Source organism: Desulfosarcina sp. (assembly GCF_055467485.1).
Map to the genome: position 1 here is coordinate 1 of NZ_JBUOIV010000035.1, position 23,763 is coordinate 23,763.

General features: G+C 54.6%; 22 protein-coding genes. 9 read left to right on the forward strand and 13 right to left on the reverse strand.

Annotation, left to right across the window (positions count from 1 at the left end):
* The 3 genes from ACZCED_RS16050 to ACZCED_RS16060 form a co-directional block, all read left to right on the forward strand.
* A partial coding sequence (locus ACZCED_RS16050; protein WP_464861202.1) for a DUF1214 domain-containing protein occupies positions 1-153 on the forward strand: 153 nt, incomplete at its 5' end.
* 114 nt (positions 154-267) lie between these two features.
* Positions 268-1,674 (forward strand): arylsulfatase, encoded by a 1,407-nt coding sequence (locus tag ACZCED_RS16055; protein WP_464861187.1) that lies wholly within the window; start codon positions 268-270, stop codon positions 1,672-1,674.
* 423 nt (positions 1,675-2,097) lie between these two features.
* Positions 2,098-2,781 (forward strand): GAF domain-containing protein, encoded by a 684-nt coding sequence (locus ACZCED_RS16060; protein WP_462967763.1) that lies wholly within the window; start codon positions 2,098-2,100, stop codon positions 2,779-2,781.
* 127 nt (positions 2,782-2,908) lie between these two features.
* Here ACZCED_RS16060 and ACZCED_RS16065 read toward each other — a convergent pair whose 3' ends face one another.
* The 3 genes from ACZCED_RS16065 to ACZCED_RS16075 are packed head-to-tail and all read right to left on the reverse strand — an operon-like array spanning position 2,909 to position 5,509.
* Complete coding sequence (locus ACZCED_RS16065) at positions 2,909-4,150, reverse strand: aldo/keto reductase (protein WP_462967762.1); 1,242 nt, start codon at positions 4,148-4,150, stop codon at positions 2,909-2,911.
* 3 nt (positions 4,151-4,153) lie between these two features.
* Positions 4,154-4,987 carry an MBL fold metallo-hydrolase gene (locus ACZCED_RS16070; RefSeq protein ID WP_462967761.1) on the reverse strand — a complete coding sequence of 278 codons (834 nt, stop codon included), beginning with the start codon at positions 4,985-4,987 and terminating at the stop codon, positions 4,154-4,156.
* 45 nt (positions 4,988-5,032) lie between these two features.
* Entirely contained in the window at positions 5,033-5,509 is a 477-nt protein-coding gene (locus tag ACZCED_RS16075; protein WP_462967760.1) for a cache domain-containing protein, read from the reverse strand.
* A gap of 972 nt (positions 5,510-6,481) precedes the next feature.
* Between ACZCED_RS16075 and ACZCED_RS16080 the strand changes: the two genes are divergently transcribed.
* Together ACZCED_RS16080 and ACZCED_RS16085 are read left to right on the forward strand one after the other, a co-directional pair.
* Complete coding sequence (locus ACZCED_RS16080; protein ID WP_462967759.1) at positions 6,482-6,919, forward strand: DUF3015 family protein; 438 nt, start codon at positions 6,482-6,484, stop codon at positions 6,917-6,919.
* Between the two features lie 68 nt (positions 6,920-6,987).
* Positions 6,988-8,913 carry an Lnb N-terminal periplasmic domain-containing protein gene (locus ACZCED_RS16085; RefSeq protein ID WP_464861188.1) on the forward strand — a complete coding sequence of 642 codons (1,926 nt, stop codon included), beginning with the start codon at positions 6,988-6,990 and terminating at the stop codon, positions 8,911-8,913.
* 286 nt (positions 8,914-9,199) lie between these two features.
* On the opposite strand, the gene ACZCED_RS16090 is transcribed toward ACZCED_RS16085, so the two are convergent.
* The 4 genes from ACZCED_RS16090 to ACZCED_RS16105 form a co-directional block, all read right to left on the reverse strand.
* A complete protein-coding gene (locus tag ACZCED_RS16090) occupies positions 9,200-9,673 on the reverse strand; it encodes a hypothetical protein (RefSeq protein ID WP_464861189.1) in 474 nt (157 codons plus the stop codon).
* 92 nt (positions 9,674-9,765) lie between these two features.
* A complete protein-coding gene (locus ACZCED_RS16095; RefSeq protein ID WP_464861190.1) occupies positions 9,766-10,215 on the reverse strand; it encodes an SRPBCC family protein in 450 nt (149 codons plus the stop codon).
* 6 nt (positions 10,216-10,221) lie between these two features.
* Positions 10,222-11,463, reverse strand: a complete 1,242-nt coding sequence (locus tag ACZCED_RS16100) for a radical SAM/SPASM domain-containing protein (protein WP_464861191.1) — start codon at positions 11,461-11,463, stop codon at positions 10,222-10,224.
* A 243-nt stretch (positions 11,464-11,706) separates the two neighbouring features.
* Complete coding sequence (locus ACZCED_RS16105; RefSeq protein ID WP_462967756.1) at positions 11,707-13,128, reverse strand: MFS transporter; 1,422 nt, start codon at positions 13,126-13,128, stop codon at positions 11,707-11,709.
* A 496-nt stretch (positions 13,129-13,624) separates the two neighbouring features.
* Here ACZCED_RS16105 and ACZCED_RS16110 point away from each other — a divergent pair, with 496 nt between their 5' ends.
* The 4 genes from ACZCED_RS16110 to ACZCED_RS16125 all read left to right on the forward strand — a co-directional run bounded on the left by ACZCED_RS16110 (position 13,625) and on the right by ACZCED_RS16125 (position 16,230).
* Positions 13,625-14,098 carry an EVE domain-containing protein gene (locus ACZCED_RS16110; protein ID WP_462967755.1) on the forward strand — a complete coding sequence of 158 codons (474 nt, stop codon included), beginning with the start codon at positions 13,625-13,627 and terminating at the stop codon, positions 14,096-14,098.
* A complete protein-coding gene (locus ACZCED_RS16115; protein ID WP_462967754.1) occupies positions 14,099-14,905 on the forward strand; it encodes a helix-turn-helix domain-containing protein in 807 nt (268 codons plus the stop codon).
* 94 nt (positions 14,906-14,999) lie between these two features.
* A complete protein-coding gene (locus ACZCED_RS16120; protein ID WP_462967753.1) occupies positions 15,000-15,620 on the forward strand; it encodes a LysE family translocator in 621 nt (206 codons plus the stop codon).
* Positions 15,621-15,975: 355 nt separating this feature from the next.
* On the forward strand, positions 15,976-16,230 hold the full coding sequence (locus ACZCED_RS16125) for a hypothetical protein (RefSeq protein WP_462967752.1): 255 nt from the start codon (positions 15,976-15,978) through the stop codon (positions 16,228-16,230).
* A 165-nt stretch (positions 16,231-16,395) separates the two neighbouring features.
* On the opposite strand, the gene ACZCED_RS16130 is transcribed toward ACZCED_RS16125, so the two are convergent.
* From ACZCED_RS16130 to sat, 6 genes are all read right to left on the reverse strand, one after another.
* Positions 16,396-17,925, reverse strand: a complete 1,530-nt coding sequence (locus tag ACZCED_RS16130) for a class I adenylate-forming enzyme family protein (protein WP_462967751.1) — start codon at positions 17,923-17,925, stop codon at positions 16,396-16,398.
* Positions 17,926-18,028: 103 nt separating this feature from the next.
* The gene (locus tag ACZCED_RS16135) at positions 18,029-19,366 is read right to left on the reverse strand and encodes a TRAP transporter large permease (protein WP_462967750.1); all 1,338 of its coding nucleotides are present in this window, start codon (positions 19,364-19,366) and stop codon (positions 18,029-18,031) included.
* A 30-nt stretch (positions 19,367-19,396) separates the two neighbouring features.
* Positions 19,397-19,972: a TRAP transporter small permease subunit gene (locus ACZCED_RS16140; protein ID WP_464861192.1), complete on the reverse strand. Its 576-nt coding sequence runs from the start codon at positions 19,970-19,972 to the stop codon at positions 19,397-19,399.
* A gap of 243 nt (positions 19,973-20,215) precedes the next feature.
* Positions 20,216-21,232, reverse strand: a complete 1,017-nt coding sequence (dctP, locus tag ACZCED_RS16145) for a TRAP transporter substrate-binding protein DctP (RefSeq protein ID WP_462967748.1) — start codon at positions 21,230-21,232, stop codon at positions 20,216-20,218.
* A 78-nt stretch (positions 21,233-21,310) separates the two neighbouring features.
* Complete coding sequence (locus ACZCED_RS16150) at positions 21,311-21,973, reverse strand: GntR family transcriptional regulator (RefSeq protein WP_462967747.1); 663 nt, start codon at positions 21,971-21,973, stop codon at positions 21,311-21,313.
* Between the two features lie 367 nt (positions 21,974-22,340).
* Positions 22,341-23,612 carry a sulfate adenylyltransferase gene (sat, locus tag ACZCED_RS16155; RefSeq protein WP_464861193.1) on the reverse strand — a complete coding sequence of 424 codons (1,272 nt, stop codon included), beginning with the start codon at positions 23,610-23,612 and terminating at the stop codon, positions 22,341-22,343.
* Between the last annotated feature and the right edge of the window lie 151 nt (positions 23,613-23,763).

Consider the following 23,763-nt stretch of genomic DNA (forward strand, 5'->3'; position numbering starts at 1 on the left):
TATTTTGGTCCCAAGCCACCACCTGGCAAAGAAAACAACTGGCTGCAGACTGTTCCTGGGAAAGGCTGGAACGTCATTCTTCGTCTGTATGGTCCGCTGGAGCCTTGGTTTGATAAGACGTGGCGCCCAAGTGAGGTCGAAATAGTTAAGTAAGTTCAGCTAACAACCGGCTGCAGCGGACGGCGCTTCACGCCGCCGCTGCAGCCGGAGCATTAGCTGGAGACAGCGAGGATCGATGACCAGGCTATAACGATGAAGGGGCAGAATATGAAGAGTAGCAAGGTGGTTAGCGTTGCATTGGTAATTGTCGCGATGGCAATTAATGTCGCTTATGCTCAGTCGAGCAAGCCGAATATAGTGTTCATCCTCACAGACAACCTCGGTTACGGTGAGGTCGGAGTTTACGGCGGCGGAGTGACACGGGGAGCTCCAACGCCAAGTATCGATTCGTTGGCAGAGGAGGGCATGCGTTTCCTCAACTTTAATATGGAGACGCAGTGTACGCCAAGCCGTTCAAGCCTGATGACCGGTCGCTGGGCTATTCGGTCAGGAACCCACTCAGTCCCGTTTGGTGGTGTCGCCGATGGTCTAACGCAATGGGAAGTAACCATCGGTGAGGCCCTTTCAAACGCAGGCTACGCTACCGGTTACTATGGAAAGTGGCATCTGGGAAGCCACGACGGACGTTTGCCAAATGATCAGGGATTTGACGAATGGTTTGGCATTCCCCGAACGACGGACGAAGCATTTTGGCCGTCATCTCCGGGATGGTCAGCGGACATCATGCCAGCCGAGCAGATCATGGAAGGCCAGAAAGGCAAAAAGAGCGTTCCGTTGAGGATCTATGACGTGGAGCAGCGTCGGCTCATTGATGCTGAAATTACCCGCCGAGCGGCCGCGTTCATCGAAAAGCAATCCAAAGCAAGCAAACCCTTCTTCGCTTACGTAGCCCTCACGCAGCCGCACCTACCGAGCGAGCCGAACCCGGCATTCAAAGGCCGAACCGGCAACGGCGACTGGGCGGATATGCTCACCGAAATGGATGCCAACGTCGGTAAGCTTCTTGCCGCAGTAGAAAAGACAGGCCTACGGGATAATACGATCGTTATATTCACCAGCGACAACGGCCCTGAGTACATCCAGCCTTGGGATGGCTGGGCTGGTCCTTGGCGCGGGCAATATTTCACTGCTTTGGAGGGTGGTGTTCGCGTGCCATTCCTAATCCGCTGGCCCGGCAAGATCGCTGCCCGGCGCGTGAGCAACGAGATCGTTCATGGTGTGGACATTTTCGCCACGCTCGCCACATTCGCTGGTGCGGACGTACCAACCGACCGACCGTTCGACAGCATTGATCAGTCAGACTTCTTCCTCGGCAAAACGGAGAAGTCTGCTCGCGAGGGTTTTCCCATCTGGTGTGCTGAACGATTGCAGGCAGTGAAGTGGCGCAACTGGAAGCTCCACTTTATGCGGCAGGAAACCATGTTCGATCCACCGGTCAAGAATCCCGTGCCGACGATTTACAACCTTTACACCGATCCGCGTGAGGAAAAACCAACGGTAGACACGTGGGTGGTTAGCCCAGTACTGAAGATTGTCGATGCGTTTGAACAGAGCGTGAAACAGTATCCACTCATTCCGATGGGTACGCCAGATCCCTATATACCTACACCTTGAGACGGTCAGCTAAGAATCGGTTACAGTGGACAGCGTCCCGCCGCCACTGAACCGGAGCGTTATATGCTCAAAACTAAGGACAGCTAAGTCGTGCCATACACAGTAGCGGTGTCTTTCGACAAATTTTATCAAAATGTTAATTTGTCAGGTGATCATAGGGAAACGGCAAATCGACGGAAAGACGATATTGTATCCACGTTGAAGAAAAAGCAAGACGTGATAGAGGCATTTGCCTCAAGCTCCATTCCCAGGTACACCGCTTTATAGTAAAGGGGTCAAGTCTGCTCTTGGCTCATTCGAAGATTCAAATGGAAAAAAGGGGGCAGACCTAACCCGCAATCTCGAAGGGGAATTCTGGGATTTGGGGGCGACCCCGAATTGCACCGCATTTGCTGGTTTATAAGAAAACTGGGGGAAGTGACAATGGATGGCGTGGATGCAAACCCGTTCACTCGGGAAAAGCTTACTGAAGACGTCTTGAATGAATGGCAGAATCTGCTCAATGAGACGGCTGAGATACTTGGTGTCCCTGCGGGGTTGATCACACGCGTTGACGGTCGGAAAATTGAGATCCTCCTTTCAAGTGAGACTGAGGGCAACCCCTATCCGGCAGCGTGCACATCTCAGTACCCCGATTCCGGATGGTACTGTGAGTATACTTTAAAGAGCAGGGGGCTTAATCTAATTCCAAATGCGCTCAAAGATCCTAAATGGGAAAACAACTCGGCTGCAGTCGAATTGAACATTATATCCTACTTGGGCTTTCCCATTGAACGCCCCGATGGAAGACAGTTCGGGACAGTCTGTTTCCTGGACAACAAGCAGAACGCTCATAATGAAATGCACATCAGACTGGTTCAGCAGATCAAGAGGATGATCGAACTGTCTCTTCGCATTGTTCTATCCAAAGAGGAGATAGAAATCCGGGATCGTTTGATTGATGATTTGAGTAAGATTTATCCAATCTGTAGTTATTGCAAGAAGGTTCGCGAAGAAACAGGCGAGTGGGTCCCGGTTGAAAAATATGTCAGAGATATTTCCGGCGCCGAGGCTTCTCACGGTATCTGTCCGCAGTGTTACGAAAGGGAGATGAAGCAACTTTCCTGACAAAGCGCTTTCAGCGGATCGCAAAAAACCGCGCCCGTTGAAAACAACGATAATTCCCTATTTATATTTCCCCCCCGGATAAAAAATTCCCGGGCGTTCGGCTGTGGACATGTCAAGGCGCCGGGCGTCACCCCAACAGGTGCTCGGCTTCTCGCAGCATGCGACCGATGGGAAGCCGGTGCGGGCAGAGTTTTTCGACGGTTCTGAGAGAATCCCTGTCCAGTTTTTTGGCGGCCCGGAATGTCGGCAGGGAACGGTACAGCGCTTTCCCCCGTTCGGTTTCGCCGTAGCCACGGGCGTACATGAGGGAGCGGAGGATATCGCCGATGGGTAAGCTGCCGCCGGTTGCGGTTTCGCAGATGCCGCGGCATCCGGCGCAATAGCTGCGCGCCGTGGCGGCGGCATGGCGGCAAAGCAGATCGCGTTCCGCCACCGACAGCGTTTCCCGTCGGACCGCAGCGGCCACGTTGGCCTGGAAGATGGTCATGTTGGGCATATGCGAGCAGGTGCTGGCGATGGCCTTTTGTTCCCACACCGCCATCAGCCGGGCCTGCTCCACGGTAAGCCCGCGCGATGCCAGGCGCTCAACGAGAGCATCGGCGGCATCGCTTTCCAGTGCCGGATCGTGCCACATGGCGTGGCCCTGGGTTTTCATGGCCGTCAACCCGATACCCGCCCGGGTGCAGGCTGTCACGGCCTCCGCCAGTTCGGTGTTGTTCATCAGCCGGTAGTTGTAGGTGAACATGATGCCGTCGATCCAGCCCAGCCGGCTGGCGTCGGCCAGGCAGGCGGCCATGTTGGCGTGGGTGCTGAACCCGAAAAACCGGATTGTCCCGTCTTTTTTGGCGTTGTCCGCCCAGCGCCGGATGTCGTCGGTCATCATCCGTGAGACGTCATCCACGCCGTGCATGCAATAGAGATCCACATGTGTCGTTTTCAGGCGGTCCAGTGATTTGGCGAGCGCAGCAGACAGTTTTTCCGGTTCGTGCGCATAGGTCTTGGTGACGAGGAAAACCTTTTTACGGTCGTCGGGGTGCCGCTGGAAATGCGCACCCATGCCTTCTTCGCTGCCGCCCTGGTAGTAGCTTTCCGCCGTGTCCCAATAGGTGACGCCCGCCCGCATGGCCTGGGAGAGCAGCATCCGGCTTTGCCGGAAGTCCACCATCCCCCCCAAAGACAAAATGGAGACCTGCGCACCGGTTCTACCAAACGGCCGGGTCGGCACCGGGTCCCTGCCGGCATTGTCGTTGCGATCCGCCAGGGTCAAGCCAGCCAGCGCATCAGAGGAAGCCGCCACGCCGGCAAGGCCGGTGGCGGCAACGGTTTTCAAAAAACCCCGGCGGGAGCATCCGTGGCTGCTGTCGTTCACGTTTCAATCCTCCAGTGAAATGCGGTTTCCCACGCCCATGGCGACGAAGTTACCCCCGTATGCGGCGTGCATCCGTTCGATGGCCCGGTCGCCGGTGCAGTGGCTGGGTCCCAGGCGGGTGACGTCCATCTCCCGGAGTTCTCCGATGACCGCGTCGATCGCTTCGTCCGGGGCCTCCAGCAGGTGAAATCCACCGAAGACAAAGTGGATCGGTTCCTTGAAATGCCGCCTGGCCCGGTCGGTGATCACCGCCACCCCCGGATGGGCGCAACCGGTGACGAGAACACCCCCCTTCGCGGTCCGAAGATACAGGGCCTGTTCGCCGACGCCACCCGCACTGCGCAACTCGCCGGTGCTGTAAACGCCGGGAACAATGGCCAGCGGTTCGCCCACCCGGATTACGGGGGAACTCCTGGATTCCAGGGAACGGACGAGGTGATCGTTGGCAGAGGCCGGGAGATAGAGCGGTATGCCTTTTTTCTTCTCAACCAGGTCGAACAGCCCGCCGATGTGGTCCCCATGGGTGTGTGAGATGACAATGGCATCGATGGACATCGGGTCGATGTCCATTGCGGCCATGTTTCTGAAGAGAATGCCGGGCATGCCCCCCGTATCGAAGAGAACCACCTTGCCGCCGGCCCTCACCAGGCAGGCGTAGCCCCATTCCGCCTCACACCCCTCGGCCACCGTGTAATTGTCGTAGACCACTTCAATGGACAGCGGCCGGGCCATGCCGGCGCCGCCCCATGCCGAAGCGGCGGCGGTATGAACAGTCCAGAAGACGACTGCCAACACCAGCAGTCGCCTCCACCCGGATCGGGTTCGCATGGATTTCATCTGATGGCCCTTCCCGTGCCTACACACCATCCGCGGTTCATATCGTTACTCGAAAATCCCTGCACCCACAATGACATTGGCTTCAGGCACCTTCAGGAAATAGCTGGTTTTTTGAAAAGACTCCTGGGTACCCGGTTTTCTCGCCATGTAGGTGACCCACCCCTCGTTTTTCAAATTCGCTGCGTCCAGTATTTTTTTAAAGGGTTGTTCGCCGGTCTGGTCGCGCCATTCTTTCATGGGGCGTTGCAGGGCCCGCGGCGGGAAATAGGGATGCCCCCACAGCTCGGCATTTTCGTTTCCTAAGCAGAAAACGTAGGAATCCTTCCACACGAAGGGGCCGCTGCGATCATTAATTTTTGCCACCGTGGCCTCCATGCCGTCCTTTTTGATCATCTCGGCGGCCGCCTTGCACTTGGCCACGCACTCTTCCCGCGTGGCCCCATCCCCACCCCACGCCGCCGGTTGTGCCGCCAACGAAACGCACCCCACCAACAAAAGAACCATCCAGACCCTGGGTTTCATGATGCCCTCCTTAATGTTGAAGGTTCTGACATTGTAAAGGACCCATTATGACCATTTGGGTGTTCTGTCAAGTATATTTATACATTTTATGGTAAAAATGGACATTCCAGGCCGAATCCAAACTGAAAACCAAATCCGCCCGATTTCGATCCTGTTCCCGGTCCTGACGAGGCGGCATCCGAACGTTTCCGGAAGAGGTCTCCCTCCCCGTTTGGTCATACCCCCTATACGGAAAGATCGTTTTGATGTCGTGTGATCCGGCATGAATAATTTTATCTTTGACCGATGATACCGGTATCCGTCCCGTCTACCGTCCTCAAGGTTGAAGGTTCTAACACTGTGAAAGCTTTCATATACTCATTTGGGCGTATTGTTAAAACATTTGGTCATTCTTTGGGAAAAATGGACAGTTCGGGACGAATCCAAACTGACAATCAAACCCGCCCGATCGTGTTCCGGGTTCTGAGGAGGCGGTATATGGAAGTTGACGGAGACGTCCATTAATATATAAATACAGGAAAATATTATGATGAAAAGGAAGACTTGTTTATGACCGAATGGACATCTCGGGTGCTCCAGAATAGATAATTAAGGCTGTCCAACTTGGCCCTTAAATTGACCTTGACATAAATTTTCAAATTATAATATATTCAAATGCATATGTAGTTCAAATACGATTGAAACTGATCTCCACAATCAAGCGGCATTCCAAACATACTGCCCTTTCGCACGAACGCTGAAATCTGGCTTTTCCGGAAGTTTCTAACCGAGTCCTTAGAGCGGGTGAAACAGGGAAGAACAGCTGAAAAACAGCCTGCTATGCATTGATCCACCTTTCATTACTCCGGTAAAGGTGCCAACCCTGACACACCGGATCAGATCCGGTATCCAGTCATTCTCCGGATTCCTGCTTTCGCCGAAATGACCAGCATTGGAATGTTTATTTGCCACAGCAAAAACAAGGAGGGTATTATGGGAACTTCAATTTATTCTTTTTTCCGTGCGGTAGCCGTGTTGGGTGTTCTATGTATCATTTATGCCTGTGCGGTTACAAATAGCTCCACAGAATCGTCGTCCCAAACTTTTCAAAATACGACCGATGCATCGAGCAAATTTACCTCTAGCACCAGCCCGGGCTCAGGTTCATCCGATTCTGCTAAAAGAGAACAAGCATTGGCTTTTTCGAAAATGAACCTCGAACGCATTAAAACCGATATGGCCGTGGGAGGAGGCGAACATCTTACCTCGCTGGCAACGCTAATGGAGATTCCGGCTCACAATCAGCAGCAATTTTTCGCACTAACAAAATCGAATTTCAGCATTCTGTTCAGTTCCGATAAGACAACCGCCGAGGAACTGCTGGCACGGCTCGACGATGAACTTGACACCCATCCAGCCTTGTTAAGATAGCCTGCGGGCGATACCGAAAGGATCCTGTGCGAACGTGGCCAGTGAGACTCGCCTGCTCACGCAAGGCGATGGTGATCGCTACTTGTCTTTTTCTCAACTTGTTGATGCCCTGTTCGCACCGTTCCGTGTCGGGAGCTGCCGCCAACGACGGCGATGCCTACCTGCTTGAGCTGCAACAGTCCGCCCAAGAAAAGCGACTGTGGGAGCAGCGGCATTGGCAGGTGTTGATGCACTACCAGCCACGCCTTTTTGGCGCTGGCGTAAAAAGCCAGGTTGATGATCCATCTTTTTTTTTAAGTCCTTCAGGCAAATTCGATCCCCGGGCCGAACTCGAAGCCACGCTTTCAAGTTTCTTTGCACCCTCTTTAGATGAAGAGGGAACTGAGCATTCCCAGTGTGCCTTCATTGCGCGATACCACTGGTTGAAGCAGGAACTTGGCTTTGATAGCGCCCGCCTTCCGGAATACGCCTGCCCCCAGTTTAACGACTGGTTGGCCGAGATGAACCCGGACGCGGTGACGCTTGTTTTTCCAGTGGCCTATCTCAATAATCCCGCTTCCATGTTCGGGCATACGCTCCTTCGCATCGATTCGAAAACAAGTAACGAGCAAACACGTTTGCTAGATTATACCGTCAATTATGCCGCCAACACCCAGCAAGAACGCGGATTGTCATTTGCGATGAAAGGGCTGTTCGGAGGCTTTCAAGGTAGATTTTCCGTTGAACCTTATTATGCTCAGGTAAAAAGGTATGGAGATTTGGAAAATCGCGACATCTGGGAATACCGCCTAACCCTGTCCTACGAAGAAGTGATGCGCATGATGATGCATGCGTGGGAACTCAAATCTGCACAATTTGATTATTATTTCATCGATGAAAACTGTTCTTATCAGTTACTCTCTCTTTTGGAGGCTGCCCGTCCGTCTTTGCACCTGCTGGATCAATTTGGCCTCTGGGCGGTTCCGGCAGATACCGTCCGGGTTGTCGCCGATGTTGAAGATCTGATATCATCTACAACCTTTCGTCCCTCCAGAAGAACGGTGCTTCAGGAACGGATAAGGAACCTATCGCCCGAATTGCAGAACATCGCCAAATGCATTGGAGACGACCAATGCCCGGTCGATTCTGTTTCCGAAAAAGGGCTTTCACCCCTGGGTCAATCAAAAGTCCTCGAATTGGCGATGGAATATGTGGGCTATCGGTACGCTGGGGAAAAAGAGGAAACAGCAGAAAATGATCCCCGGTTGATGCACATTCTAAAGGCGAGAAGCAAACTGGATATACCGCCGCAAACACCACGTATTGAAAAGCCGTCCATAAGGCCGGATCAGGGGCATCAAAGCAGCCGCGCTGAACTCAGCTACGGCTATGAAAATGACCAGCATTTTATCCAACTGAGCCTGAGACCTGTGCTGCACGATTTGATTGATCCGCCCGGAGGCTATATCGATGGTGCACAGCTCGAATTTTTAGATGCAGCAGGACGATACTATGTTAGCGACAACAAACTGGAACTGGAATATTTAGATTTTGTCGACATCGTGTCAATTCCGACTCGAAACCGTTTTATAGAACCATTTTCCTGGAAAGGAAATGCAGGGCTGAAACGGATGCTCTTCGATGACGATGACCGGCCGATCACCGGTCAAGGTAATTTTGGCGCTGGGGTAAGTTACGATATTTTGCATGACGCGACGATCTTCTTGTTTGCCGAAGCGATGATGGTCATCAGTGACCGTTTTGACGAAAAGCTGGCCCTGGGAGCAGGTCCGAGCGGCGGGATCATTTTTGAGCTGACGGAACAGTGGCGAATGGCGTTTTTTGCCCGCGCACTTGCCTTTATGCTGGGCAGCACAAACCTGACCTATGACATCGCTCTGGAACAGGTAATAGACCTGACGCCACAAAGTGGTCTGCGGTTTCGTATTTCTAGAAATCAAGAGTTCGGTAGTCCATATAACTCGTTAACGGCCGGGTTTGTCATTTATTTCTAGCACATTTTTTTGGTAAGACTTAGGTGATTTGGGCGAGATCAAGGGTCGCCCATTAAAGGCGTGTCAATAGTAGGATTGGTGGGGACATCCATTAAGATGAAGAGCAAAAATGTTTTTATGAATTAATGGACGTCCCGGATGCCCCCCCGACTTGCAAACCGCCCCTGCGCCGCATTCGCATGCCCGCCGATGCTTTTTTTCGATTTTATGGATATCTGTTTGGATAAATCCAGCCGTTTTGATTGGCTTCTTGTTTTGCGGAAAGACCCGGTTCCTGCGGCTCAAGTCAGGGGAGACTGCTCAAAATTTTGCGATAGATGTCCCACAGACGTTCCTGTTTCTCACTCCTTGGCTTTATCTTGAGGAAATTGACGGTACTGATCAGGACCCAATCGCCTTCACGAATAACGATTACTGCAAGGTATCCTTCGGACACAGTCAGTAGGCATCTATCACCAAGACCAAAGATTTTGTTCAGTTCAGTACCTGGTGGCATCTCTTTTTGGAAGAACTCCCGAAGATGCTTCTGGCTTTCTATTACAGCGATTTGGAAATATACCCTGCCGTCCGGCTGATCGCTCCATTGACAACCCTGTTCCTGCTCGATCGGGAAAAGTTTGTTCTGGTAAATCCCGATCAGCTGGCTGTCGCTAACCTGTTCGCAGACATCGAATCTAATATCACCCGCAAAGCATCGTGTGAATGCGCCCAATAAAAAGAAAACAATAAAAATTGCAGATCCACGGTATGCCGGCTTCAAGATTTCCTCCACTTGTGAATGATATTCCGTATCGGCATTTATCCGCCGATTCCCTGTCGTGCTTTCGCCATTGCCGACAACGTGAACACCGCTTACCCGCCCTGGTGATTTTTCACCGTAAACGCCCTGTCATCCGCTTCCATTTGATCGATAATCTGATGGATAACGCGCTTCGTTACCCTGGCGATGATCCATCCGGTCAATGGGAATGTCGGCTTGAAGTCAGCATGCCATTGAACGACGGTGGAATCCTTCTCCTCGCGAAACACCCACTTGCCAAGGTATTGCTTTACCGGAGAACCCGACAGGACACTGTACATGAACGTGTGGGGCGGCGTAACGACCTCAAGGCGTTCCATGACCGTGATTTTGCCGATGGCGAGGGTTCTGACGGTACCGACACCATTGTCCGCAGGGTCTCCTTTTTCATGAACAACAACCGGGAAGGCCGGGCTTGGCGATCCGGTAAAATCGCTCAACAACGACCATATCTTGTCCAAGGAGATGTTCGTTTTTCTGGTAACCTCGGCGGTTGTCACCATGTGCGCCTATTTTAACCCCATTCTTTTGTAAAATTCAGGTACCCTTTCCCGATGACACGAGGGGCATTCGTTCAAAATTTCAAGCGTGGCCTGTTTTTTCAAGGGCCATTCTTTGGTTCTTTTCGAAAAAATCGCGTCATTACTGACGTTGGCATAGCATTGCAGCCCCGGGGTACAAAAATGCTGACTGGTCTCTTCCCAGATCTCCCGGACCGATCGATCAAGAATATTGCCAAAGGAAAGCATGGTGAAATCACAGGGGCAGACATTGCCCTGGGAATCGATAAACATGTAGTTGAAACCCGCCCCACACCCATAGTATCGTTCGCTTTCAAAAAAATCATAGGCGAAAACACCGGGGTAGCCTTTTGTTTTCGTGCACTTTTTTTGAATGTCGAAGATGGTTTTCACATTTTCCTCCGACAGCTTTTCTTCGGGTCTGCTGATCAATTTCCCGCTCAGGATGGGCGACGTCAGCCGCAGGTCATTTATGCCGATGTCCTTGAAGAAGTCTATCACCTTGAAGATTTCCTGCCTGTCATCGACAAGCGCTTTGTCGGGCACAAAAGAAACGGCAACGTAAAAACCTTCATCCTGAAACAGCTTGATGGCGTTCAGGGCATAGTCAAAAATACCCTCCTTGCGGCGGCCTTTGTCATGGATTTCAGGTTTATAATGGTCGAGGCTGATTACCGGGATTTCCAGCCCCGCTTTTTTAAGGCGTTTTACCCGTCTTCGGGTAAGTTTGTATCCGGTGGTAAACATGAGAGGCATGGATCTTTTGTCGATGGACGCAATGATATCTTCCAGGTCATCGCGCAGTAAAGGCTCACCTCCGGTAAGACCGATGACGCTCGTACCCAAATCCTGAACGTCCGAAATTGTTTTTTGGAGCTGGTCGAAAGACAGGACGTCCTGCTTGGAACGGTCTGAAAATGAACAATGCCAGCAATTGCACGGGCATTTGGGCGTTATGGCAAAATTGGTCACAACAGGCACGGGTTTTCCGGAGGTTACGGAAACGACACCCTTGAGAAAACGGTCATACGCCAAGGAAGGGAAGGATGGCGTAAAGGTGTTCGTATATATTTTATCATCAATTTTAGTGAGCTTGCTTTCCTTGGACACATCGTGCATGGCCAGCTTTTGCCGGATGGATAAATGCGCAAGCTCCTTGTTCAGGCCCATTTTCAGGGTCGCAAGAACCTTCTTGATTCCATATAATTGTTTTCCATTATGTTTGCGCATGGCATACCCTTTGTATTTGCAGCGGGATGTAATTGATGGCTGCCTGAGCCGTTTAAACAGGCCGCATATCGGTCAATGTCGGTGCTGGGCTCTCCTTTCAATCCTCGAAATAGGACATGTATCCCTCCGGTTGAAAGGATCGCCCGTCTTGATCTTGACCCAACGGCCATCTTTTAAACAGCCGCTGCCGGCACCCGGCGCGCCTGAACGAACCTTCCCGGACAACCCCCCCTTCTGCCGCGCTCATGGTTTCCGCAGCCGCCCCCGGAACATGGAAAAAAAGATCCCGACCGTGCACAGGCCCACTGACACCGCGAAGACCACCCGGGTGCCGGTGAGAAAGCGGGTATAGCTGGCCGGCGTGATTGCCCGGTGGCCAACGAGCAGGGCGAGCACGGCGGTGGCGATCGCCATGCTGAGCATCTGCCCCAACAGCCGCATGGTGGCCACGGCCCCGGAAGCGATGCCGTAATCCTTTTTGGCCACGGCGCCCATGATGGCGCTCATGTTGGGCGAAGAGAACAGCGCGAACCCGAAACCCAGCAGCACCAGGTTGCCGACGATACCGGTGATGGTGGAATGGGGGTGAAGCTGCGTGAAGACGGCCATCCCCAGGGCGGTGATGGCCATTCCGCCCGTGGCCGGCAGGCGCGGCTCCACGCGGTCGGAAAGGCGCCCGGCCAGCGGTGAGAAAATGGCCATGACCACCGGCTGGGCCATGAGCACCACGCCTGTGCTTTGAGGCGTCATGCCCTTGATGTACTGCAGGTAGAGGCTCAACATGAACGTGACGGCAAACGTGGCCGAATAGTTGAGCAGGGCGGCCAGGCTGGAGAAGGTAAAGGTGCGGTTTTCCGCGAACAGCGACACGTCGAAGACCGGGTGAGGGGAGCGGCGCTGCTGCCGGAAAAAGAGCACCAGCCCCAATGTGCCGGCCGGAATCAGCGTGCATCCCAGCGGTGACGGCATCACCGTGGCACCGTAAACCAAAGAGAGAATGGCCCCGGCGTAGATCAGGCATCCGGCCACGTCCAGCCGACGGCTGCTGGGATCGGCCCATTCACCCTTGAGAAAGGCATGGGTGACGGCGATGGAACCGACCCCCAGAGGCAGCATGGCCACGAAGATGCTGCGCCAGCTGAACTGCTGGGTCAAAAAGCCCCCGACGAACGGCCCGACCGAGAGCCCTACATAGACGGCCGAAACGTATACGCCGATGGCCCGGCCTCGCTTTCGAGGCGGGAAGATGGAGGTCAGGATGGCCATGCCGGTAGTCACGAACAGGGCTGCGCCCAGGCCCTGGATCACCCGCAGGAAGAGAAACCAGGCGGTGGTGTGGACCAGGGCCGCGGCCGTCGCGCCGGTGGTGTAGACGATCAGGCCGGCGCTGAACACCTTCTTGCGGCCGTGGATGTCGGCCAGCTTGCCGGCCGGGATCAGGCCCACGGCCATGGCCAGCAGGTAGGCGGTCGCCACCCAGCCCAGCTCCACAGCCGTCATCTTCAGATCTTTTTGGATGGCCGGCAGGGCCACATTGACCGACGAAATCATGAACGGCCCCATGAAGGAGGTCAGCGTGGCCACGAACAGGGCCGACCGTTCCAGGGCGGTCTGTTTTTCCGGCGCGGGTGGGCCGGTTGGATCCGGATGGGGATTCACTGACATCCTGTCTTCCTGTCGGCGGCAACCTGAAGGTCGACGGTTATGGTTCTGCCTGTTATTCATTCAACGCTCGGCTGGCTTTTCCTTATCACCGATCGAGGCCTTTCTTCAACGCCAAGCACCGGCGCATCAAGGGGCTCTTGTGCAGCGCAGGTGCGGCTATCAGCCGCGATTGTCCACGTGGAATGGGGGCCACATGCCGCTCTTGCAGAATCATTTTCCATTTTGAGAACGTTTCTTAAAGATAATGGGCTTGCCGGTTCCCGTCATCCCCGGACGAGCGGGGCTCCACCAGGCGGACCACGCACCGACCCCACCGCAGCATTTAAGCCCTTGAAACCCAGAGCAAAATCAGTTAAAGTATAATTTATTATAAGTTCAGCGATTTACGTTCCTGTTCGTATCGGTCCGTGTTCGTCAATCGAATTAATACCGCGCCATTTTCTTGATGCCCGCCCTGCAGGTAATCATAGTTTCAGACCTTCCAAAGGAGCGACAAGTGAACTACTGGCTGATGAAATCCGAACCGTCGGTATTCAGCATCGATGATCTGAAAACCATGCCGGACCAGACGGAACACTGGGACGGCGTGCGCAATTATCAGGCACGCAACATGATGCGCGACCGGATGAAAGTGGGCGATCGCGCCTTCTTTTATCACTCCAACTGCACGGTGCCGGGGATCGTCGGGCTGATGGAAGTCGTGCGCGAAGGCTACCCGGATCACACGGCCTTCGACCCCAACAGCAGGTATGTCGACGAGAAAAGCGATCCGGAAAACCCGCGCTGGTTTATGGTCGACGTCAAATACATCCGCCACACGACACGGGTCATCCCCCTGGCCGAACTGAAGGCCCATTCGGCACTTGAGAACATGCCACTGGTGCGCAAGGGGAATCGACTCTCGCTCATGCCGGTTTCCGAGACCGAGTGGCACTATATTCTGTCGATTGAGAATCGCCCGGAGGAATAGATGGGCGGCGACCTTTTTTTTAAACATCCGAAACTGCCTTTTGCAGAATACCGCTATTCAACGAACAGCGGACGGCACTACAAGCCCCATATGCACAAGTCCTTCTGTGTCGGCGCCATCGATCGAGGAGAAGTGATCTATCAAGTTGAGGGGAAGACAGCGACATTAACGCCAGGAAGCCTTGCGCTGATCAATCCGGAAACGCTTCACGCCTGCAATCCCAGCCAATTGGGTAAACGAAGCTATTCTATGCTCTTCCTCGATGTTGCGTGGTGTCTGCAATTGCAGCAGTCCCTGTGGCAACTCGACACCTTCAGTCCGGTGAGGGCCGTTTTGTTGGAAGACCATTCGATCTATCAACAATACGTCCGCACGATGCAATTGCTGACGGACGACAGTGATATATTGGAAAAAGAGCAGTTGCTGGCGGAACTTGGAGAAAAAATATTTTTACAAGCCTGCGAACCGGCGGCGGAAAAAAAAGAACCGGCCTTGCACATCGAACAGCTGAAACAGCAGTTAAGTACAAATTTAGATATGGATACATCCTTATGCCAGATAGCCGTATCGCTGCAAGCCAACCCATACACGCTGCTCAGGCAGTTTAAGGCAGCCACGGGTATAACGCCGCATGCGTATCGACTGAATTGCAGAATAGAACTGGCCAGAACGCTTTTGCAAAAAGGCATCGACCTGTCACAAGTTGCCCTGGAATGCGGTTTTTTTGACCAGAGTCACTTTCACCGCCATTTCAAAGCAATAACGACGGTGACCCCCAAGGCGTATCAAGTCAATTTTATACAATAATTTAATTTTCAAAAATTCCATTCTTCCTGCATAAGGATCAGAACGATCTTCAATCTGCAGTGCGCCCATAACCCATCCGCAGGAGGCCTCCAATATGGAATTACACCTCTATTTAGCGTTTGTGGTTGCCACCACGATCATGATCGCCTTGCCCGGGCCGAGCGTGCTTTTAACGGTCGCTCACAGCATCTCCTTCGGTTGGCCGCACGCGCTATCCACTGTCGCCGGCGCGACAATGGGAATCGCCGTCCAACTGATTGTCGCCGCCATCGGCCTGACCTCCCTGCTGAACGTTGTCGCAGACGCATTTGAATGGCTGCGCTGGGCCGGGGCCGCATACCTGGTTTATCTCGGAATCAGGCAGTGGCGAAGCGCAAGCATGCCCCTGGAGATTGACACAATGTCGGTCTCAAGGACGAATCTGTTTGTTCAAGGGCTGGTTATCACGATCCCCAACCCCAAAAGCCTGATCTTCATTGCAGCCTTTCTGCCCCAGTTCGTCGACGCCGCGCGTCCGCTTGGATTGCAGTTTGCTCTCATTGTTCCGACATTTTTGGTGATCACGTTTGCCGTGACATCGGTTTGGGCATTGGTCGCAGGAAAGGCGAGCGGGTATCTGCAAGGTCGGCGAGCCTTTAAAGCCGTCTTGCACGCAGCGGGAGGATTGATGGTCATCGCCGGGGCCGGGCTGGCATTGGCTCGCCGGGGCAACTGAAAAGATGATTGGAATGGAAAGACAAAACAGACCGAAAAAAAATGGCAGTGGACCGCATTCGACCGCCGAAGTGCGAAAGTTAACTGTTTCCGGGCACCTCAACGGCAGCGGCCGCCTCGACACCTGCGTTTACCTGGCTGACCTGTTTTCCGCCCACCGGTGATGACCCGACAGGGGTGAACGTGCGCAAAAATGGTCAGGGCCCACCCGATTTTTCCCTCAGCTTGTCCCCAACATCCTTTAAAAATTAACTAACCTTCAGAAATAGTGGTGTAATTTTTTTTGGTACACCACATGCTTACCTGTTGGGACAACTCCGATCAACAGCTGCCGACCCATGGGGGAGGACCTTATTATGATGGTTCTACGCGAGTCTCACCAGAACTGCGAACGTGTTCCGGTCGAACACACCCGCCTCAATCGTAAAATACGACTGGTCGACCCCGGAGCGGGGATGGAATCAACCCGAAGGGACGATTGTCGGCGAAAGGGTCGTCTCCTCGACTACGACCCGGTCAATGGTTTTTTCAAGGGCCTGCTCATCATGCTGCCCTGTTCCATCCTGTTGTGGGTCGCCGCTATCTGGGGCATTCGATGGATGGTCCATTGATGGTGCGCTAAAAAGGGCGCGCCATGGCGGGTGGGTTGCGCGGGTCAACCTCACGGTTTTCCTGCAGGCGCAGTGGCGATATCCCCAATGGAGCACCTTTGAGGGGGGCGTCAAGCGGTTGGGTTCTGCAGGGGCACCGTGGAGGCGGCCACAATGGCCCCTTGCCTATTCGAAGAATCTTTTTTTGACTTCTTCCTTGAGTATCTTGCCCATGGTATTGCGCGGGATCTCCTGCAGGAAAACAATCTCCTTGGGGCATTTCCAGTCGTGCAGGTTGGTCTTGCAAAAGGCCCTGATATCGCCTTCGGTCAACTCGGCGTCCGGTTTGAGCTTCACCGCTGCCACCACCTTTTCACCCCATTTCTCATCGGGCTTGCCCACCACCACCGATTCATCGATCCCGTCGATGCGGTTAATGACCGTCTCCACCTCTTTGGCTGATACATTTTCGCCGCCGGTGATAATGATGTGCTTGATCCGGTCGGTCAGGTAATAATACCCTTCCTCGTCGATTTTACCCAGGTCCCCGGTGCGAAACCAGCCGCTCTCGAACGTATCTGCAGTTTCGCGGGGTTTGCGCCAGTATCCCGGCGTGATGGCTGCGCTCTTCAACCAAATCTCGCCGATTTCGCCCCGGGCGACATCGGTAAGGGTTGCCGGATCGACAATGCGTACCTGAAGGCCCGGCAGGGGCAGGCCGATCGATCCGGGAACGCGTCTTCCCTTCAGCGGGTTGGAAAAATTCATGCCGGTTTCAGACATCCCCTCACGTTCGACGGGTTCCCGCCCGAAGACGGTGGCGATGCGCTCGAATTCTTTTACCAGCAGGGGCGCAGAACCGGAGGTAAACAGGCGCATGTGGCTGAAATCCAGATGCCGGTCGCCAATATAATCCATCAGCTTGGTATACATGGCCGGTACGGCCATGAAAACCGTACAGCGGGAACCGCCGTCCCTGCGGGTGAGTTCGGTGACCACGGTTTCCGGCCTGAACTGGTCGAGCATGCGCACATGGGCGCCGCTGAAAAGGGCCGTGTGCAACGCAAAGCACAGCCCGTGCACATGAAACAGGGGCAGTGCGTGGCACAGCACATCGCCGGCGGTGATCTCCCAGATCTCGATGATGTTGCCGGCGTCGCACACCAGGTTCCGGTGGGTAAGGACCGCACCTTTGGGGTTGCCGGTGGTTCCGGAGGTATAGATGACCAGGGCCGGATCGTCCGGGGCGATGTCGGCCGCGGGAGCGGATTGCGGTGCCGAGCGGAAAAAGTCGATGTCCTGATAGGGTCGTGCGGTCACTATTTCCAGCAACTGTGCCTCGGGATCGATGCCGCGGACCAAGGCCTTTTTCTCCGGTTCGACGATGATCAACCTGGCGTCGGCATCGCCGAGCAGGTACGTCATCTCATTTTTTTTGAATCCGGGATTCAGCGGCACGGCAATCGCCCCGACCGCCTGGACGGCGAAATGGGCCACCACGGCGAACAAGGATTTAGGGATGAAGAGAATAACCCGATCTCCTTTTTGCACACCCAGACCCGTAAGGGCATTGGCCAATTGGTTTACATCGCGCATTAGCTGCGCATAGCTCATTTCGGTTTCTGTTCGGCCATTGCGCATAAACGTGATAGCGGTAGCGGAACCGTGCCGGTTGACCACGGTTTCGAGCCAGCGATTGATGGATTCTGCTTTCATGGTTTGCTCCCTCGGTCACTGCCCATGCGGATTCCATCGATGAAGGGATGGCACCAGGTGGCAACAGCCCGCAATCTTGAAACGGAATCTGATCCGATTGGGATTACCCGATCATTTTGTTGGGCAGCCATATAGCAAGTTCCGGCCAGATGCACAACAGGACGATCACCAGGAGATCGATGATCACAAACGGAACCACCCCAAGCAATACCTGAGACATGGGTACGTCCGGGGCAATCGTTTTGACGACATACAGGTTCAACCCCACCGGGGGAGTCACCAGTCCGATTTCCAGGTTGACGGTCATGATGACGGCAAACCAGACGGGGTCGAATCCGAGCCCCTGAATGATCGGCAGCAGCAGGGGGGCCACCATTAAAATCACGGCCGCCGGTGGAATGAAACAACCTAAAATGAGCAGCAGGATGTTGATCACCACGATGATCCCCCACTTTCCCACGGGCAGTTTCAATATCAGCTCGCCTAATGTCTGGGTGGCGTACAGATCCGACGAAATCCAGGCAAACACCAGGGCGGCGGCCATGATCATCAGGATCATGCTGCTTTCGTTCAGGGCCTTGATAAATATGGGCCAGAGTTGTTTCGGCCGGTAGATCCGGTAAATGGTCATTACGAAAAACAGGGACAACACCGCACCCAACCCCCCGGCTTCACTGGGTGTGGCCCAACCGCCGTAGAGCGAGCCCATGATGCCGACAATGATCAGCACAAAGGGCAGGACCTTGAAGAGCGAAACGAACCGGTCGGCCCAGGCGAACGTCTCGTGTACGTCTTCGGTTTCCAGAAAGTAGGTCGATCCGCGCCGGGCAGGCACAAATTTGCGGTAGAAAAAAACGATGCCCAGCCATGCGCAGCTGAGCACCACCAGCAGGATCCCCGGAATCACACCGGCAATGAAGCACTTGCCGATGGAGGTCTCGGTGGCCACCCCGTACAGGATCATGGTCACGCTCGGTGGAATCAGAATGCCGAAGGTGCCGGCATGGGCGATCAGTCCGGTGGCCAGGGCCGCCGAGTATCCCCGCCGCCGCATTTCCGGAATGCCGATGCCGCCGATGGCTGCGGCCGTAGCCGGGCTGGAGCCGCACAGGGCGGCGAAAATGCCGCAGCCGACCATGTTGGCGATGCCGAGGCCCCCCGGAATCTTGTGGAGCCATTTGTGAAGGGTTTCGTACAGGTCCTTGCTGGCGTGGGAGGCGGCAATCGGTGCACTCAGCAGAATAAAAAGCGGGATGGCCAGGAGCGCAAAGCTGTCCATGCTGCCGTGGAGCACGTAGGGTAAGGTGGGCAGCAGGTGGGGAGAGAATATTAGAATAAAAATGACCGATATGCCTGCCAACCCGGCCCAGATGGGAATCCCGGTGACCAGCAGGCCGAATGCGCTTCCAAACAAAAGGATAGCCAGTACGTATTCGTTCATACCTTGCCTTTCAGTTCAACGGATCATGCGCTATTCTGACGGGGCGGTTTCCTTGTTTAGCTTAACCTCTGCCAGTTCCGATGGCAGCACCTTCGTTTCGATGTCGCCTTTGCGCAGCCGCTCGATTTTGCGCCCGATGAAAACGATATACTGCAGAAACAAAAGGGTCATGCCCAGGGGGAGAAACAGGAAGGGAATCCAAAGCGGCGGACCCCACAACGATTCGGAATGCTCGTTGTTGACGACCGTCTCCCACCACATGGGCCAGGCATACCAGGCCAAGATAGCGGTCAGGATGCACGAGACGATGGATACCCCGATCAGGGTGATCTCGCGGGTGCGGGGCGACAGGTGAATGATCACCAGGTCCACATTGAGGTGGTGTTCATTCTTCTGGACGAACGGAGCGCCCACGAACACCGTGAAGATCAGCAGAAACACCGATGCCTCGATCTGCCAGATAGTGGAAATTCCCAGCAGCTTGCGGACGATGACTGCCTCGGTGACAATCAGTGCCGCCGCCACGAGACACAGGGCGGCCACCCAGCCGGTGATAACGGTCAGGCCGTCGGTGATGCGGACAAAGAACTGGAATGCAGTTTTCATTGGTTTCACCCGAAGCTTGAAGCGTTGATTGTGCGGGCATGCTGTGGATGGGGGAACATGCATACACCCGCCAGTGTCCCCCGTGCCACGGGGTACATGCAAGGCGGTCAGGCAGGCCCGGGCATTAGACCCTCCGCATCGGATGCGGGGTGAAAAGCCCGGGGCCTGCCGGTTTCAGTCTGCCTGTCCCTGGCAAATGCGGCCTGAAGCGGCAGAAAGGAATAGGGGGGACTGACGCACTCCCTATTTCATCGCATCCAGAGCCAGGTCGAGATATTCCTGGCCGCCTTCAACGGTTTTGGCATACTCCGGCCACGCGGTCTTTTGGGCAAATTCGAGCCACTGGTCGAATTCGGCCTTGCTCATATAGTGAATGTCGACGCCGGCTTTGGAGTATTCGTCAATCAGTTTGTCGACCAGGGTCTTGAAGTTCGGAACGACCCAATTGGCGTTCATCCACTCGGCAACTTCTTCGAAGACTTTTTGCTGCTCCGGGGTCAGGCGCTTCCAGGTAGTATTGGACATGATCAGGTTTTCGGCCATGTACCAGATCGAATAGTCCCGCGGCGCATTGATGTAGCTCAGCACCTCGTAGAGCCGGTAGGAAACGAAGGATGCCGAAGAGGTCAGCATGGTGTCCAGTACACCGGTGGACAGCGCATGGTACGTCTCGGATGACGGCATGCTGGTAATCGACGCCCCGGCTTCGCTCAGCATGAATTCAAATTTTTTTCCGGCCGCTCTCAGCTTGGTGCCCTTGACGTCGGGCGGCAGGACGATCTGCCTGACTTTGCTGCCGAGACCACCGTCGAACCAGGCCCAGACCAGGTTCTTAACGCCGTTGTCCTCCAACAGCGCGTCCACTTTTTTGCCGATGGGTTTGTTGCGCCAGGTCATGCCTTGCGCGACGCTGGTAACCGCGCACGGCATGAGCGTGATGGACAGCTGCGGCACCTTGCCCGAGGCGTAATCCAGGGGAAATACCGACATGTCCAGCGCCCCTTTGCGCAGGGCATCCCACTGCTCCTTGGATTTGTACAACGATTGGGCCGGATAGTAGCGGAACTTGATTTCGCCGTTGGTCTTTTCGGTGACCATGTCCCCGAAAACACGTGCCATCTGGTCGCGAACGTCTCCTGCGGCAAACTGGTGCGAGACTTTCAGCGTCATCGACCCCGCGCCGGCGATTCCCGGCGGGACAATCAACAGCGCAACGAACACAATCAAAAACGGCCACACAACGTTTCTTTTCGCCTGCATGGTATCCCCCTTTTTGTAGATGGTTGCTGGTTGGTGTTAAGGCGGCAGCGGCCGGTCACGTGGAACCATGCTTGATCTTCAGGTCGCCGCCTGTGATTGCTCGACCAGACGTTTAAGGGCCATGGTCTGGTTTTTCAGGTGCTCGCGCATAAGGGCTTCGGCCCTGGAAAAGTCGCGTTGCCGGAAGGCTTCCAACAAATCGCGGTGCTCGCGGATCGAGTCGGCGAATCGTGTTGGCAGGTTCAGGGACTGGAACCGGTACAACAATATTTTTTTGCGAAGGCCGGCGACAATCTGGTTGAGGGTGCGGTTGCCGGCTATCTCCTGGATAAACGAATGATACTGATTGTTGATGCGGATGTATTCTTCCTGGTCGTGCCGCTCGAAATTTTCTTCGAGCCTGGCATGCAGCATTTCCAGGTGCGCAAAATGTTTGGGCGTCATTTTTTCGCAGGCCCTGCGGGCGCAAAAGCCTTCCAGCAGGCTCATCACATCGAACATTTCGGCAATTTCCTCGAACTCCGGCTTGGTCACAAAAGCGCCGCGATTGGGCACCAGCCGGATCAACCCCTCGACGCTGAGGACCCTGAGCGCCTCGCGCATGGGCGTCTTGCTGATACCCATGGTTTCGCAAAGCTTACCTTCGTTGACCTTGTCGCCTTCCTTGAGCTTGCCGGTCATGATCATGTCTCTGAGCATATCGGCAATTTGAACGTGGTAGGTGGCCTTTTTAAATTTCATAATCATTTGTTTATATATAAAAAATTGACGTTTTGGTCAAAATATAATAATTTATAATAAATAATTTATTATAATCGCCTACCTTGTCATGGTCCGGAAGTCAACTGTTTTCTTGGATTTGCCGCCACCCGGGCGTGTCCACCCCTTGCGGACGCAAAAGCCCGGTGGTGCAAACTGATGCACGGCCGGGCTTTTGCTGTTGCTTCCATTGAACCGCAGCAGCTATTCCATTCCCCATCGCTTGTCGGAGCGAAATCAAGATGCCGAGTGTCGGTGCCGCGGGGGATCGTCACTTGCACTGCAAAAAAAAAGCGGGGCGCACGTCGGTGCGCCCCGCTTTTAATTGTCTGCCGGCAGATACGGTCGATCAGTTGCCGGTGGCTGCCTTGTGGGTCTTGATCTCCACCTTCTCGGTGAGGCCTTCGTAATACGTGCGCAGGATGGCGACAACCTCGTCGCGGCCGAAGTGATCGGGCAACTCGCCGCCTTCGGAGAGCATTTTTCGCAGCATGGTGCCGGAGAGCAGCACGCGGTCTTCCTTGGCGTGGGGGCAGGTTCTCAAAGAGGCCATGCCGTCGCACTTGTAGCAGTAGAAGGTCCAGTCGATTTTCAGGGGCTGGCAGAGCAGGCCCTTGCCGTCGCCCGGGGTCGGAATCTTGTCGAAAATGGTCTGGGCTTCGAACATGCCGTAGAAGTCGCCCACACCGGCGTGGTCGCGGCCGATGATCATCTTGGAGCAGCCATAGTTCTGGCGGAAAGCGGCGTGCAGGAGGCCCTCACGGGGGCCGGCATAGCGCATGTCCAGCGGGTATCCGCCCTGGACCACGTTCTTTTCCACAAAGTAACCCTTCACCAAGGCGTCGATGCACTTGACGCGAACGGATGCAGGAATGTCGCCGGGCTTCAGGTTGCCCACCAGGGAGTGGATGTAGACGCCGTCACACACCTCCACGGCGATCTTGCACAGGTATTCATGGGAGCGGTGCATCGGGTTGCGCAGCTGCAGGGCAGCCACCTCGCTCCAGCCTCTTTCCTCGAACTTCTTGCGGGATTCGGCCGGGCGCATGTAGACGCCGGCGTAGCGGGTGGGGTAATCCCCCTCGCTCAGGACCTTGACCGGGCCGGCCAGATTGACGGCTTTCTGATCCATGACCATCTGGACGCCGGGGTGATCTTCCTTGGCGATCTTCCAGAACTCTTCAGCCGTCGGGGTGCCCTCACCCATGAAGACCTTTTCGCATTCCCATTTTTTGTCGGCATCGGTCAGTTCGTATTTCTCGGTGACCTTCATGGTGGCCATGATCTCTTTGCCCTCGGGATCGTACAGGGCCACTTCATCACCGACGTTGATCGCATCGGCGTCATCCTTGGTCACATCCAGGCACACCGGTACCGGCCAGAAGGTGCCGTCTGCGGTCAAAAAATTGTCGCAAACGCCTTTCCAGTCGGCCTTGGTCATGAATCCGGTCAGGGGGCTGAAGCCGCCGATGCCGATCATGATCAGGTCGCCTTTGACGCGCGGGGAAATTTCGACCTGCTTGAGGCCTGCGGCTTTTTTCAGTTCGGCTTCTTTTTCAGCGCCTTCGAGCAGACAGACAGTGAGGCCTTTGCCGCCATGGGGGGGAATAAGATTGGACATGTGTTCTTTCTCCTTTCGATAATGTGATTTTCGCAATCTGTATACACAGATGATAAGCCTGGGGGGAATTAAAATACCAAGTAGAACTAACTATGCGGGAACGGTTTCTTTGTCAAGAATATTTCGGGAGTGGGCGGGCGATCGAAGACGA